Raw genomic sequence first — 14,698 nt, forward strand, 5'->3', positions numbered from 1 at the left:
CGGCAGGTCGACGAGGTTGGCACTGATTCCTTGAAGGCGGGCCAAGCGCACGGACAGCATCAACAAGTTGGTCACGGCGCAGGACCCACAGCATCGTCAGTGGAGTGCACCTACGCGGCCTGATTGGCTTCTGAATTCCACGTTCCAGCCCCCGTCCTGGGCGAGATTAGACAAATCAAACACAAGGAGATTGACATGGCAACCGAACGCAATATTGAGCACGGCAAACGAGACGGTTATGCGAGCCTCAGCCCGGGCCGCCTGCGGATGGACTCGTTCCCGATGCGACTATTCCGCAAGGGGAACCAAAAACATTGGGATCCCGAAGCCATTGACTTCACCCAAGACGCGTTGGATTTCGCCGCAATGACAGATGCAGAGAAGCGGCAGACCCTCATTCTGGCCTCGCACTTCATGGCTGGCGAAGAATCGGTGACGCAAGACATGCAACCGTTCATGTCCGCCATGGCGGCTGAAGGCAGACTGGGCGACGAGGCTTACCTTACCCAGTTCGTCTTCGAGGAAGCCAAACATATGCAGGCGTTCCGGTTGTGGTTCGACGCAGTAGGCGTCAAGGGCGACTTGCACGAATATGTCGAGTACAGCGAGCACTACACGCGGATTTTCAGCGAAGAGTTGCCAAAAGCGATGTATGCGCTGACCGATAGCCCGTCACCTGCGGCGCAGATCCGCGCATCAGTGACCTACAACCATGTCGTCGAGGGCTGCCTCGCGCTTACGGGCTACTTCGCCTGGGTCAAGATCTGCAAGAGCCGGAACATTCTGCCCGGGATGCAACAGATCATCAAGCACGTAGGCGATGACGAACGACGTCACATGGCATGGGGAACTTTCACCTGCCGCCGGCACGTGGCCGCTGACGATAGCAACTGGGACGTCGTTGACGAGCAGATGCAGGAACTGCTGCAGCCGGCGCTCGGAGTCATCGTTGGATTGTTCGAGGAGTTCGGCGACGATGCACCCTTCGGAATCAGCATCGACGAGATGACTGATTATGCGCTGGATAAGGTCAGTCGCCGGCTTGAGTCGATCGAGAGCGCGCGAGGCTGCCCGCTGGAAGAGATCGACGATGATTATTCGCCAATGCAGCTTGAGGACAAGTTCGCCGCAGAAGATGAGGCGGCGGTCGCCAAGATGATGGAAGGCGTTGGAGTCGGAGTCTAAGGACCAATACGAGTTCGCTCCGTGATCGTGGCCGCAATTGTGCGGCCACGATCCTCAACCAGGTCGATTTCGGCTGCAATTTAAGAAAGCCATGAGTATGGAACAGGAATCTTCTACCGCGGTGTGTGACGTCGACATTCTGTTCATCGGAGCCGGTCCGGTGGGCCTTTTTGGGGCATATTATGCGGGTTTTCGTGGACTGCGTATGGCTGTTGTTGATGCGTTGCCTGAGGCGGGCGGACAAGTACAGGCGATCTATCCGGAAAAGAACATCTACGACATCGCCGGTCTCCCCGGTGTGCAAGGGCAAGAGCTCATCAGGAACCTCGTCCGACAGGCGAGCCCGTTCGCGCCGATCTACCTGCTCTCGCAGCAGGTTGTGCAGATGGAGCGTCGCCCGAGCGGATGGCGCGTTACCACATCGACGGGAACTGTGGTTGACGCAAAAACTGTAGTGATTACTTCCGGCGTCGGGGCAGTCACGCCAAGACCGATTCCCGCTGGAGAAGTATTCCTTTATCGTGGGCTCCGTTATTTTGTGCCGCAGTTGGGTGTCCTAGACGGTCAAGACGTGGTTGTAGTCGGCGGCGGTGACTCTGCGGTGGATTGGGCGCTGGCGGCATTGCCGCGGGCACGGTCGGTAACGCTGGTGCATCGGCGCAAGCAGTTCCGGGCCCATGAGCATTCGGTTCGGCTGCTCCAAGAGTCGTCTTGCAATCTATTGCTCGACGCAAACGTGGTCGAGTTGCGCGGTGATGATCAAGTGGAGAGCGCCGTCGTTCAGGTTGCCGGAGAAACATCCACTCGCGAACTGAAGGCTCAAGTCGTCGTAGCGGCACTTGGCTTCTTGATGAACCTCGGGCCAATAGCTGACTGGGGTTTGGAACTTGATGGCCGCGCGATTCGGGTGGACACCCGAATGCGAACGAACCTGCCAGGAGTATTCGCTGCCGGGGACGCTGCCACCTTCGAAGGAAAAGTGAAACTTATCGCCGTTGGCTTCGGTGAGGTGGCTACGGCCGTGAACAACGCCGCAGTGGCGCTCGACCCTAGCGCGGAACTGGCGCCGGGCCATTCGAGCGATCTGATACCGATGAAGAAGGCGTCGTCGTGATTCAGGGTGCGGGAATTAAACAGGTTAGGAAGTGGGACTGATGGCCTTTGTGATCGGTGATCCGTGTGTTGACATCAAAGATAAGTCGTGCGTTGAGGAATGCCCGGTGGATTGTATCTACGAGGGCGACAGGATGCTCTACATCCACCCAACCGAATGTATCGATTGTGGAGCCTGCGAGCCGGTCTGCCCGGTGAACGCAATTCGTCCTGCGCAGCAGGTGGACGACCAATGGCGCATGTTCCAGGAGTCGGCCAAAGAAGCGTTTGAAGAAATCGGGAAGCCAGGAGGTTCGTTCAAAGTGGACCTGCCGATCGATGACACGGACTTTGTGAAATCGCTCGAAAAAAAGGATTAGCTGCTAACTCGGTCGTCGCAGCCGCTGCGGCATTGCCACCTCATTCGGAACAATCAAACAACGAAGGGAAGTAACAAAGATGGGTACTTTCAAGGATGATACGGAACTCTATAAGTACATCGGCGGTGTCTTCGAGAACGGTTTGGCCGATCCGGAGATCGGTCCGAAGCTGAGCGGTTCGGGCGTGGTGCTGCAAATTGCCTACACCGACCCCGAAGCGACGATGACTATCGATATGCCCGGCGGTAAGGTCCACACCGGTGAAACCGATGTAACGCCCGATGTCCAACTGACGATGTCTGGTGACACCGGCAACCGGTTCTGGCTGGGCAACGTGAACTTGGCCATCGCGCTGGCCAAGGGTCAGGTTAAAGCGAAGGGTCCAGTTGCCAAGATCCTAAAACTCATCCCCGCCGCAAAATCCTTGTTCCCCACATATCGCGCAATGCTTGAGGCCGACGGCCGGGCTGACCTGCTGCAGGCGTGAACGACAAATAATCCGGTCCGATCCCGCCGTCGTACAGGCGGGATCAGCCGGACTGAATAACAAGATGCTTGGCCGGTATTGGTTCCCGTACCGGCCAAGCTTTTGCGCTGTATCAGTTGCCAGAATGCAGTTCTCCCGCCAGATCAAAGGTGGCGGACCGTTGCTGGCAGTGGCTTGGCAGATACTGATCGATTTTACTGATCAAGCTGGCAATCTTGCGGGCAACTCATCACGAAACAGTGCCGCCATTCTTGGGTCACCGGGCGACGACAGCACAGCGTTAGCGCGGACGACAAAGGCCTCCGGTTGTGAGCCATGGTGTCACTCACAACCGGAGGCCTTCATCTTCGAGCAAATCAGTGCCGCGTCACGACACCCGGCCCGGGCTAGCGCACCTGGCTGGCGCGCTGGCTCTCAACTCTCAGCGGGTGCCGCTGCGGATGAATTCGGCCGCCATCTCGCCGATGACAACCGACGGCGCGTGGGTGTGCCCACGAATGATTGTCGGCATCACTGAGGCATCCGCAACGCGAAGACCCGTTACGCCACGTACCTTCAACTCAGGATCGACGACACTTGCCGAATCTGTACCCATCCGGCAGGTTCCCACTGGGTGGTAGAGGGTATGGGCGTGCTGTTCCAGAGCCTGCTGGATGACGTCTTCGTCAGGCATCGAGGTAGGAACCGGCGGCTGCATGTAGCCGTTAAGGTGAGCTTTAAGCGCCGGTGCTGAGGCGATCGCTAGGCTGACCCGCAGCCCTGCCAGCATCGCCGCGCGGTCGATGCCGTCGGGATCGCTGAGGTAGCGCGGATCGATCAGTGCTTTGGCCAACGGATCGCCTGAGACAAGCTGAACGTGTCCGGTGCTCTGCGGCTTGACCAAGATGGTGCCGATTGCCGCGCCATGTCCCTCGGCAGGCACCAGCCCCTCCTTGATGAACGGGGCGGCCCCAAACAATAGTTCTAGGTCCGGCAGTTCAAGGTCAGGACGGCTCCGAATGAAGCCGTATGCCTCAGCGACGTTAGACGTCAGCATCCCGCGACGCCGAGCCAGATAGTTGACCAGCTCAGGGATCTTCTCGGCAGCAAACAGCGTATTGTCCGTCGCCTTGTATGCCACAAGCGCCACGAGGTGATCCAGAAGATTCTTGCCGACGTCGGGCAGATTATGGTTCACCGCGATGCCGTGTTGGGCAAGTTCGTCGGCGGCTCCGATTCCGGAGAGCATCAACAGTTGCGGTGTGTTGATTGCGCCGCCGGAAAGAATTACCTCTCGGCGGGCGTGAACAACGTGTTTCACGCCGTCCTTGAGGTACTCCACGCCGGTGGCCCGGGTGCCGTCAAAGATCACTCGAGTAGCGTGGGCGCCGGTGTGGATCGTCAGGTTTTCCCGCTTTTGGGCCGGCCTCAGGTAGCCATCAGCGGTGGACCATCGTGCGCCGCGCTTTTGGTTGACCATGGTCTGTGTGAAGCCCTCAGGCTGCGCGCGGTTGGCCCTTTCGACCGTGTGACCAGTCTCCTGCACAGCTTTCAGGAAAGCTGCGGTCAACGGTCGAGGGCTGCGCTGGTGGGAGATCACCATCGGCCCATCGGTGCCCTCGTCAGGCTCAGATGCACCTTCGATGGACTCGATACGACGAAGATGCTTGACGACGTTGCCATAGGACCAAGCCGAACCAGCATGCGTGGCCCATTCGTCGTAGTCGGCGGCGAAGCCACGTACCCACATCATGGCGTTCATCGAAGAGGATCCACCGAGCATCCGTCCGCGCGGGAAGAAGATCGTGCGGCCGCCTAGTTCTGGCTGTGGCGCTGTGTCGTAGTCCCAATCCAGCTCGCTGCGAAACAGTTTCGAGAAGGCGGCTGGGATGTGGGCGAACTTATTTTTGTCTGCTGGGCCGGCCTCTAGCGCGACGACAGCCGATGACGTGTCTTCGCTCAGCCTGGCCGCTACTACGGCACCGGCCGATCCGGTGCCGACGACCACGTAGTCGGCTGTACTGGTGTGGTTGGCGCTCATCTGGGTTCTCCATTCAGCGGGATTGATCCCACGGGTAGTTATAAGGGGCGTATGCGAGTTAGCCGCGCAGTGCCGATGAGAAAATGGCAGGCAGTTTGGACCAGGCTGGACCAGCTGCGAACTTAGTCAGCCGCCGCGACGTGGTCGAGGCCGTTTTGTTGGTGACGAACCACGGCGGTTTGGGTGAGATCGAGGGATGCCGGCTGAATAGCGCGCGCTGGATTGGACGGAAGGGACCTCGGACGACAGTGCGTTCGGCACGATCGATCAACAGGCCGTTGTGCACGACGCCAATCCCACTTTGAATGTCGTCGATTGTGTGGCCGGGGAATGCACCCCACGTTGCTCGCGCAGTGAGATATCCCAAGCCGGTCCATGCGTTGATCGCGATGGTGCCGTAATTCAGGTCCTCCACTGCTGTGTCGAACACGGTGCCGAGTTCACGCATCGTCTTTGGGTGGGCGATGATGTTGGCCCCCAGAGTTCCGACGAGTTTGGTGTTGACGTACTGCACTGATGCGCGCGCAAAGTCCGCGCCGGTCTCCGGGAGTTCCACAATGCCGAGAACCGGCGCGAAGTACTCGGTGTCGGCCACCGGGTGTTGTGCGCTGGTGTCAAGCCCGGCGATGAGGACCCGACCATTGTCAACACCGAGCCGTTCGGCGTTAGGCGAGCAGTCCAGCGCCGATTGCACCCGATCAGCGCTGCCTGGGTAATAGGCCATCCGGGCAGGTGCGCGAGTCATGGCCGCGCGTAACTCATCGACGAACTGCTCCTTCTGTGGCCAAGCTGCGCTCAGGACCACAGTCTGCGCTGCGATGCAGTTGTATCCACCGTTGTGCAGGCGCTGAGTCGTGACGTGCTCGGCTTGGAAACGTAAATCGGCCTTGGACCACTTGCCGGGGAAAATGATGGTAGGAGACACGCCGCCGAGCTCGCTGCTGATCGGTTTATCCAAGATTGGCGCTACTTCGGCTTTGCGGTGTTGCCCATCGGGCCCAGGGCCGAAAACTATGGCGTCGTGGGTCGCGGCACTGCCAGTCATATGGATGTGCGACACGCGGTCGTGCTGCGTGAGATAGGTTCCAACGTCGGCTCCACCGGTGACGATGCGCACCATGTCGCGGTCGATGAACGGCGCGAAAATCTTGGAAAACACCGGAAGCATCCGGTCCATAATGGGGTTGAGCTTGAGCACGACAACCCGGTTGTGGGCGTAGATCTCGTACAACACGTCCAACGGTGCGATCGAGGTGATGTTTCCTGCGCCGAGCACCAGCCCGACGCCCTGTGTGGAGGTCGGCGTGCGCTGTCCTAGGCCAGCTGCCTGTCGTGCACCTTCGGCGTCCACACCGGGCTGCAGCCAGACCTCGGCGCTGTATCCGTTGAGCAGTAGCTTGTCGAAGATGTTGTGTGGCATTACCTCGACGGAGACTCTGCCGCCCGGCGCGGCAGTGATGGGCAAGCCATCCAGAGGACTGCCACCGGACTCGAGCCGCGTCAAGCTTTCCGCCAGCGCGCCGAGGCTGGTGAGCAGCGCGTACGGGCCGGATAGCCACTCCTCGCCGACTAACGGTGAATTCGCATCGAGCCCCTTGATCTCCAGTGCGGCTTGCACCCACTCTTCAGCGTTGGCAGCGGCGCGGCCGTGAAGCTCCTGAAGCAGCTCCCGACGGGCCGAGAGCGGGGTTTCGGCCCAGTTCTTGTCACCGCGTTCGAGGTCAGTTAACGCGACGTCGAGGTACGTATGGTCGATATCAAGTTGGCTGTCATGGGTGCTGGTCATCGTAGGCCTTCATTCGAACTATTGGAGGAATCACTGGCAATGCGCTTCATGCTTGGGCCGGTTCGGTAGCGGTGGACAGTTCGCGTTTGAGGATCTTGCCGGTCGCCGTCATCGGCATTGAGTCGACCAGTTCGATGATCCGGGGGTATTTGTACGCCGCCATTTGTTCGTGCGACCACTGAACTAGTTCGTCGGCAGTCACCGCGGCGCCCGGCACGGGGATGATGAATGCCTTGATCTCTTCGCCGTACTGCGGGTGGGGTACTCCCACCACGGCAACGAGCGAGACGGCCGGATGGGTCGCAAGAACCTCTTCAATCTCCCGCGGGTACACGTTGAATCCGTTACGGATGATCATGTCCTTGGCGCGGTCGACGATGTAGTACCAACCATCTTCGTCACGGCGAGCAAGGTCGCCGGTTCGGAACCATCCGTTGCGGATTACCTCATCGGTGGCCGCCGGTCGCCGGAAGTATCCCTTCATGACGTTGTGGCCATTGATCGCGATCTCTCCGATTGCATCGGGTCCTGGTTCGATCTCATCCCATGATTCGGCCGCTAATAGTTTCATCTCGACGCCAGGGATGGGCATACCGATCGACCCGACGCGCGGTTGCTGACCGAGTTGGGAGAAGGATGCCACCGGGGACGTCTCCGAAAGGCCGTAGCCCTCCAAGATCGTGACACCGAATCGCTCGCGGAAGTTCTTATGGACCTCGGTAGGAAGTGCTGCGCCGCCAGAAACCGCGATCCGAAGATACTTGGCAACCGCGGTGTTGTCGACGCTCTCATCGAGGGCTCCAAGAAGCGCCCAATACATCGTAGGGACCCCTGCGAAGAAGGTCACGTGCTCCTTCAGCATCAGGGCGATGGCGGTGGCCGCATCGAATCGCGGCAGCATGACGATTGTTCCGCCCAGCCCGATGGCGCTGTTTTGGATCGTGGTCTGCCCGAATGAGTGGAATAGCGGCAGCACGCACAAATAGGTGTCCGGATTCGACGCATCAGCGTTAAAAAGCTCAGCGCAGGTGTAGGCATTTGCCAGCATGTTTCGGTGGCGCAGTTCGGCGCCCTTAGGTTGGCCGGTCGTGCCCGACGTGTAGAGGATGACAGCTGTCGAATCCGCGGACACCTCGACTGTTTTGAAAGTGGTCGGTTGGTCGGCGATCGCGGCGCCCAAGGTCTCGATACTCTCGAGCTCAGAATCTGCTGCCTTTGCTCCTGCGGTGATGAGGAAGAAATCTTTGCCGTCCGACTCGTCGAAGCCGGCCTTGCATTCGCGGCCGATGGGAAGTTCCGCGGAGCCTTCAAAGGCGAAGTGCGCTACGGCTTGAGAATCGTCGAGGTGATAGGCAATTTCACGGGCCTTGAGCAGCACGTTGAGCGGCACCACTGTCGCGCCAGCCTTCAGAATGCCAAAGTAGACAATTGTGAATTGCGGGATGTTCGGGCAGCTGAGTGCGACATTGTCGCCGCTTCCGATCCCACGCGACGTAAGCAGATTGGCGACTCGGTTGGCCGCGCCGTCCAGATCTGCGTAGCTTAGACGGTGTTCGCCGAGAACGACTGCCGTGCGGTCCGCGTACTTGCTTGCGCTCACATCGAGCAGGGTGGCTAAATTGTGCATCGGTTCAGCTCTCCATCTTGGTTAGTCCCACTGGTTGGTTGGTTTGTCGAGGCCGGGCAACATTGCCTTTCTTACGTTTGGGCAAGCGCTGATGCGTGTCCACCTGCACGGTTCTTCTGCTCATAGCAGCAAGGGCGTAGTGGACGTGACTTACGGAATTTAGATGGGTAAAGGTCTTTCGCGCTTTGACTGAATCCAAGCGGTAGACGCGCCGACCGAGATTGCCGTGGCGAGCGTGAGAAGGATCTGTGGCAGATTCCGAGTCGTTTGGAACGGAAGAAGCAGCGGGAGCACAAGCGCGTAGGCCAACAAGGCAGCCACCGCGCCGTGAAGTTGTGGAACTTTCGACCGGCCGATCTTACGTGCAGCAATGGCGAACGCTAGCACCGCCGTCAGCGTCAAAAACACGCCGCCTAGGGCCGGCACCGCGAGCCCTGCCAAGGGAGCAAGCAGACCGCCAATCAACAGAATGCTGAACCCGGCCGAACCTCCACGGATGGCCATGGGAACGTCAACCAGGCTGCTCCGCAGGGCCGCACCTTTGGCTGGTGTTCGCGACGATCTAGCGTTCGCGGACATCAATTAGCAACATCTGTTGGGCCTGAATTTTTGCGAATGGCGCTCATAATCTCACGCTATCCAGACCTAAGGCTTAAACCTAGATGGCGACTGCACAGTGAATTCTCTGGACTCTGTCTACCGCACACAATGACACGCGTCCCGAACGCTGCAAGCCTTGTGAAGGATTCGAAACCGCAAGTTTCGAGCTAACAAACTTCGAGACAAAAAAGCTTGAAACTCTCTTTCCGACAATTCAACTTCCGGGCGGTGCAAGACCCATGTTCGAGTTTTCTACTGACCTGTCGCGCGTTTGCATAAGCGTCACCGCATGAGCAATAAGACCTTCGGAGAGGAACGCGTCAGTGGCCCCGAGCAAGCCTAAAGTGAAGTCCCCCAGTTCGACCCGCGCGTTGATCGTAGAGCTGGGTGAGATGGGGATCCTCGCTGTTCAAGTTTTATATATGGCGACCAGGGGACCTTGGGATTACTGGCGCGATACCGCTGACCAGATGTACTTGATCCTCAAGCAATGCTGGGTACCGATGGCCGTGTCGTGCACCTTTTTCGGCCTCGGCGCCCCCGGCCTCCAGGGCGGCAATATTTACGCCTTGTTCGGTATGCCCGAGCGGTTGGGTTCGTTCTTCATCATGGCGAGTATCCGAGAGTTTGCTCCTTGGGTAAACGCGATGGTCGTCGCGGGCGTGGTCGGATCGGCGATCACCGCAGATCTGGGCGCTCGGCGGATCCGAGAGGAGATCGACGCGATGGAAGTTCTTGGCGTCGATCCGATCCGGGTACTAGTTCTGCCCCGCGTTATCGCGGTAACCATCATCACCGGCCTCCTCGATGTCATCGCACTATGTTTCGGACTGCTGGGCGGATTCATTGCCGCGGTGCCGATCCTGGGGGCCAACCCATCGGCTTTCACCAACAGCCTTTTCGTCAACCTCACCACTCCCGATATCTGGGCGAGTGTCCTCAAGACGACGATTTTTGGGCTGATTATCGGCGTCGTCTGTTGCTACAAGGGCATCTCAGCCAAAGGCGGTGCAATTGGGGTTGGCCGGGCAGTGAACCAAGCCGTCGTCATTGCATTCGCGATGATCTGGATCGTGAACGTTGTCTTCACCAACATCGTTCTCGGCCTCAATCCCGAAATACAGGTCTTCAGATGAGGTATGCGTGATGAGTATCATCGAGGAGCGCCCCGAAGGCGCTGGCCGCATCGAGCCGCCGAAACCCGAAGACACGATTGTCAGTGTTCGAAGCGGATTTGAATCGGTCAAGGAAGCGTTGCGAACCGGCGGCGAAATCCTACGATTCTCAGCACAGGTAACTAGGTGCTTGCCCGATGTGCGTACGCACTGGAGCGAGGTCGTGCGTCAAACCGCGATCCTAATCCTGTCGAGTGGACTGATCATCTGGGGCATGCAGTTCGTCATCGGCACAATGTGCGGCACCGAAGCGATCTACTCGCTCAAGCAGGTGGGTGCGCCGATCTACTCGGGAATTTTCAACGCCTGGTGTGCGGTGCGCGAACTCGTTCCCTACATGTGGGGTTACATCTTGGCCGCGAAAGTGGGTTGTGGCCTCGTCGCCGAGATCGGCTCGATGCGGATTTCGGAGGAGGTCGATGCCCTCGAAGTGATGGGCGTCGACTCGCGTAGTTACCTGGTCGGAACACGTGTGGTTGCGGCGTGGATCGCGATGCCCTTCCTGTATGCGGTCAGCCTCGGAATGATGTCGCTGGGCGAAATCCTCGTCACGGTCTATTACATCGGCGGCGTGTCCCCTGGTGGACATATGTACATTTTCTGGCTGTATCAGAACCCACTCGATTATCTCTATTCCATGATCAAGGCGATGACGATGGGCACGGTCATCGTGTTCGTTGCGTGTTACTACGGCTACAACGTGCGTGGTGGTTCAGTCGAAGTCGGGAAGAACACTGCGAAATCAATGATGTTGAACATGGTCCTCATTCACTTGATCGGAGCCCTCGGGACTCAGCTGTTCTGGGGGTTGTCGCCCAATGCGCCAATCGGCAACTAACCGCGCCGTTCTCGTTTCTGCCACCTTCAACCATGGACAGGGGTCCTGATATGACGATCGACCTGGACAACAGCACATCGATGACACAGGTGCTGCCGGCTGCAGGTCCGGACGCTACTCCGGGCCTTGAGTACTCGATGGAAGTTCGTGACGTCCACAAGTCGTTCGGAAGTTTCGACATCCTCACTGGACTCAATCTGAACTTCGTCAAGGACTCCGTCACCACGATCCTCGGCCCCTCGGGCACGGGCAAGAGCGTACTTATCAAGCATCTAGTGGGGCTGCTGGAACCGGATCAGGGTGAAGTGCTGATTTTCGGTCAAGACATCTGGAACATCTCCAAGAAGGATCGTTACGCGCTTCGCAAACGCTTCGGCGTGCTGTTCCAGGACGGGGCGTTGTTCGGGTCGATGAACCTTTTTGACAATGTTGCGTTTCCACTCCGGAAGCACACGGACACCAGCGAATCAGAGATCGCGGACATGGTCATGAATAGCCTTGCGGAGGTCGGGCTGGGAAAGGCTGCCTCAAAGCTTCCCAGCGAGATCTCTGGAGGTATGCGTAAGCGGGCCGGATTCGCACGCGCGCTCATCCTCGACCCTGACATCGTCTTGTTTGACGAGCCGGACTCCGGGCTCGATCCGGTGCGCACCAGCCTGCTCAACGACGTCATCCTCGATATGCACGCACGGCGCAAGGGTACTTATCTTGTGGTCACCCACGACATTCGTACCGCGCGCAAAGTAAGCGACTATGTCGGCGTGATTTGGAAGGGAAAATCGGTTCACTACAGCGAGGCCGAAGAAGCCTTCAACTCCTCTGACCCCTTCGTCCGACAGTTTCTGTCTGGCGACTCCTCCGGCCCCCTCGGAATGGAATGATCTGTGCGGAAACTCAGTGCACCCATTGTTGTTCTCGTTGTGGCGCTGCTGATCGGTGGAGGAACCCTCCGCTTGACGGCGGACGACTACAACGTGAGCCTCGTCCTTCCTAATGCCAATAATCTCTTCATCGGCGGTTCGGTAACGCGTGATGGTTCGGTCGCTGGATCCATTCGAAGCATCGACGTCGAAGACGGTAAAGCGCGTGTCAACGTCAAGCTTGATGAATCGTATGGACCACTTCACGAGGGAGCCAAGGCCGAAGTGGCCTGGAAGGCGATGCTCGGGGAGCGGCTGCTCAGGATTGAGGACGGCCCCGCCGATAATGGTGAAGTGCCTTCGGGCGCCATGCTCACTGGCGTAATGGCTGAACCGGTTGAACTCTCCGAGGTTCTTGAAGCACTTGATGAGCCGACGCGCAAAAACTTGAACTCGGTCATCAAAAGACTGTCCAAGACAATTGACGGTCGGGAACAGAACATCAATGAAACGCTGCACACGGCCGGCCCCGCTCTGAAGGCGCTGGGAGCCGTTCTTCGCGGCATCGGAACCGACGGTGCGGCGATCAAGCAGCTGGTCAGGCAACTGAACCGGACCATGAAGATTCTTTCCGATCGTGATGCGGGTGTTGACAACATCGTCAACGACCTCAGCGCCACGACTTCGACTTTGGTCAATCAACGTCAGGCATTGGGCAAGACCCTTCACCAGTTGCCAGATTTGGTTAGCCAAGCCGAAACCACGCTGAGCAAAGTCCCTGGTGCAGTCGACGAAACAGTGCCGCTACTCGAAGACCTCGGGCCTGCCACCAAGCGGCTGCAATCGGTATCGAAGAACCTGCGTCCGCTTCTTCGGGACCTCCGACCCACGGTTACTGAGTTGCGACCGACGCTCGATTCTGCAGTAGAACTCCTGCGTTACACGCCAAGCCTGTTGGATACGGGAAGCGAAACCTTCCCGGCAGCCAACAACGCATTGAGTGAAATTGCGCCGGCATTGGACTTCCTACGTCCGTACACGCCGGAGGTCGCCGGATTCTTGACGACCTGGGCCTCCGCAACAGGAAACTATGACGCCAACGGTCACACCGCCCGCATCCACATCCTGGCGGGAACCGAGACGGCAGTCGGAGTGACATCGACGCCTGGGCCCGGAGTGACGCAAAACCTGACCCCTAAACCCGGATCTCCTGTCGGGCAGCCGTGGGAAGACGCCTATGGAAGTGAAATGCGATGAAAGCGTGGAGTTTCCGCTCGACTGTGATGTCGTTGTGTGTGGTGCTGGTATTCGCCGGAGTGGCCTTTGGCCTTGGCCAGTCGGGTGAGGGTGACGACACCGTGGTCGCCAAGTTCGTCTCGGCTGCGCCACTGGTGGACGGTAACCAGGTGAAGATCGACGGCGTAGTCGTCGGCAAGGTCCTGGGGATGAAGGTGCGGGGTGGCCACGCTGACGTCACCATGAAGATTGGCAAGGAAGCATGGCCGCTCCACAAGGACGCGACCTTCACAATCAGGCCGGTCAGTTTGCTGGGGGAGCGCTACGTTGATCTCGAACGTGGCGACCCGAAGCAGCCGGCGCTTGACCCCAAACAGCCGGTTCCGACCTCCCAAACGGGTGTGAATGTGGAACTGGACGACGTTCTCAACACGCTTGATGATCCCACCGCCGAGGGGCTCGCCATGCTTGTCACGACACTGGGCGACGGGATGCGTGGCAACGGTAAGAATACGGACAAAGCTATTCGAGCGCTGACTCCGAGCATGCGCGATACGGCCGCCATGACCGCGCTCCTGAAAGAGCACAACGTCCTGCTGAATTCACTGGTCGACAACTTCAAACCATTGGCCCGGGCGCTGGCCGCCGACGACGGGGAAGCACTTGACAAGGTGGTCGCTTCGGCGGACCAATTGCTCGCCGCCGCCACCGCGCAACAAGAAGCATTGGAGCAGACGCTCGAGCGCTTGCCAAAAACGTTGACTTCGGCGCGCACCAGTCTCGGTCATCTTGCTAGGACGTCCGATCAGACGACGCCGACATTGGCAGAGTTGCGTCCACTCACCGACAACCTTCCGGCGGTATCGAGGGAATTGAAAGCATTTGCCGATGCACTCGATCCGGCGCTGGCGACGTCGAAACCGGTTCTCCAACGAGCCGAGAGACTCATTAAAGCTGCCGCTCCGGTCGCCCGTGATCTCAAGGCGGCAGCGCCGGATCTAGCCACCACGGTGCACGCTGCCCGCCCGGTTGTGGCAGAACTTACAGCTAACCGCGAGAACGTCTTCAACTTCATTCGCTACTGGGCGCTGACGACCAACGGCAGGGACGGCCTGTCGCACTATTTCCGCGTCAACATCACAGCCAGCACCGACACGGTCACCGGGCTTCTTCCTGTCGCGGGCTCCGCGGACGGTCTCGGAGCCGCGGGTCAACTGCCGGAGCGGACGGGGCCAAAGAAATCAGGTGGTCTATCCGGACTGCTGGGCAACGGCGGTGGACTGCTAGGCAAGGGTGGCCAACTTCCGTTGTTGAAGCTTCCTGGTGCAGGAAAGAGTAAAAACGACAATCCGACCGGCTTGAGCAAGAAACAGGAGTCCAGCATGCTGAGCTTCCTGTTCGGAGGGAACTGA

The 14,698-nt window shown here is 58.8% G+C and carries 13 protein-coding genes; 9 read left to right on the forward strand and 4 right to left on the reverse strand.

Annotated elements, in window-relative coordinates; genetic code table 11:
- Window positions 1–195 precede the first annotated feature (195 nt).
- From AC2YB9_RS05360 to AC2YB9_RS05375, 4 genes are all read left to right on the forward strand, one after another.
- On the forward strand, window positions 196–1,185 hold the full coding sequence (locus AC2YB9_RS05360) for a R2-like ligand-binding oxidase (RefSeq protein ID WP_487267721.1): 990 nt from the start codon (window positions 196–198) through the stop codon (window positions 1,183–1,185).
- A gap of 91 nt (window positions 1,186–1,276) precedes the next feature.
- Window positions 1,277–2,299 carry an NAD(P)/FAD-dependent oxidoreductase gene (locus AC2YB9_RS05365; protein WP_487267722.1) on the forward strand — a complete coding sequence of 341 codons (1,023 nt, stop codon included), beginning with the start codon at window positions 1,277–1,279 and terminating at the stop codon, window positions 2,297–2,299.
- 40 nt (window positions 2,300–2,339) lie between these two features.
- Window positions 2,340–2,657 carry a ferredoxin gene (fdxA, locus tag AC2YB9_RS05370; protein WP_487267723.1) on the forward strand — a complete coding sequence of 106 codons (318 nt, stop codon included), beginning with the start codon at window positions 2,340–2,342 and terminating at the stop codon, window positions 2,655–2,657.
- Between the two features lie 79 nt (window positions 2,658–2,736).
- Window positions 2,737–3,144 (forward strand): SCP2 sterol-binding domain-containing protein, encoded by a 408-nt coding sequence (locus AC2YB9_RS05375; protein ID WP_487267724.1) that lies wholly within the window; start codon window positions 2,737–2,739, stop codon window positions 3,142–3,144.
- Between the two features lie 421 nt (window positions 3,145–3,565).
- On the opposite strand, the gene AC2YB9_RS05380 is transcribed toward AC2YB9_RS05375, so the two are convergent.
- The 4 genes from AC2YB9_RS05380 to AC2YB9_RS05395 all read right to left on the reverse strand — a co-directional run bounded on the left by AC2YB9_RS05380 (window position 3,566) and on the right by AC2YB9_RS05395 (window position 9,081).
- A complete protein-coding gene (locus AC2YB9_RS05380) occupies window positions 3,566–5,164 on the reverse strand; it encodes a GMC family oxidoreductase (protein ID WP_487267725.1) in 1,599 nt (532 codons plus the stop codon).
- 58 nt (window positions 5,165–5,222) lie between these two features.
- Window positions 5,223–6,950 (reverse strand): aldehyde dehydrogenase family protein, encoded by a 1,728-nt coding sequence (locus AC2YB9_RS05385; protein WP_487267726.1) that lies wholly within the window; start codon window positions 6,948–6,950, stop codon window positions 5,223–5,225.
- A gap of 46 nt (window positions 6,951–6,996) precedes the next feature.
- Window positions 6,997–8,550, reverse strand: a complete 1,554-nt coding sequence (locus AC2YB9_RS05390; protein WP_487267727.1) for a long-chain-fatty-acid--CoA ligase — start codon at window positions 8,548–8,550, stop codon at window positions 6,997–6,999.
- Window positions 8,551–8,736: 186 nt separating this feature from the next.
- A complete protein-coding gene (locus tag AC2YB9_RS05395) occupies window positions 8,737–9,081 on the reverse strand; it encodes a hypothetical protein (protein ID WP_487267728.1) in 345 nt (114 codons plus the stop codon).
- A gap of 518 nt (window positions 9,082–9,599) precedes the next feature.
- On the opposite strand from AC2YB9_RS05395, the gene AC2YB9_RS05400 reads away from it, so the two are divergent.
- Genes AC2YB9_RS05400 through AC2YB9_RS05420 form a run of 5 tightly spaced genes read left to right on the forward strand, consistent with a single transcriptional unit; the run spans window position 9,600 to window position 14,698 of the window.
- Window positions 9,600–10,313 carry an MlaE family ABC transporter permease gene (locus tag AC2YB9_RS05400; protein WP_487267729.1) on the forward strand — a complete coding sequence of 238 codons (714 nt, stop codon included), beginning with the start codon at window positions 9,600–9,602 and terminating at the stop codon, window positions 10,311–10,313.
- A gap of 10 nt (window positions 10,314–10,323) precedes the next feature.
- Entirely contained in the window at window positions 10,324–11,190 is an 867-nt protein-coding gene (locus AC2YB9_RS05405; protein WP_487267730.1) for an ABC transporter permease, read from the forward strand.
- Window positions 11,191–11,240: 50 nt separating this feature from the next.
- Window positions 11,241–12,071, forward strand: a complete 831-nt coding sequence (locus AC2YB9_RS05410; RefSeq protein WP_487267731.1) for an ABC transporter ATP-binding protein — start codon at window positions 11,241–11,243, stop codon at window positions 12,069–12,071.
- A gap of 3 nt (window positions 12,072–12,074) precedes the next feature.
- Window positions 12,075–13,307, forward strand: a complete 1,233-nt coding sequence (locus tag AC2YB9_RS05415; RefSeq protein WP_487267732.1) for an MlaD family protein — start codon at window positions 12,075–12,077, stop codon at window positions 13,305–13,307.
- Entirely contained in the window at window positions 13,304–14,698 is a 1,395-nt protein-coding gene (locus AC2YB9_RS05420) for an MlaD family protein (RefSeq protein ID WP_487267733.1), read from the forward strand. Before AC2YB9_RS05415 ends, AC2YB9_RS05420 begins: the two co-directional genes overlap by 4 nt.

The sequence above is a fragment of the Aeromicrobium changchenzhani genome (assembly GCF_057586615.1).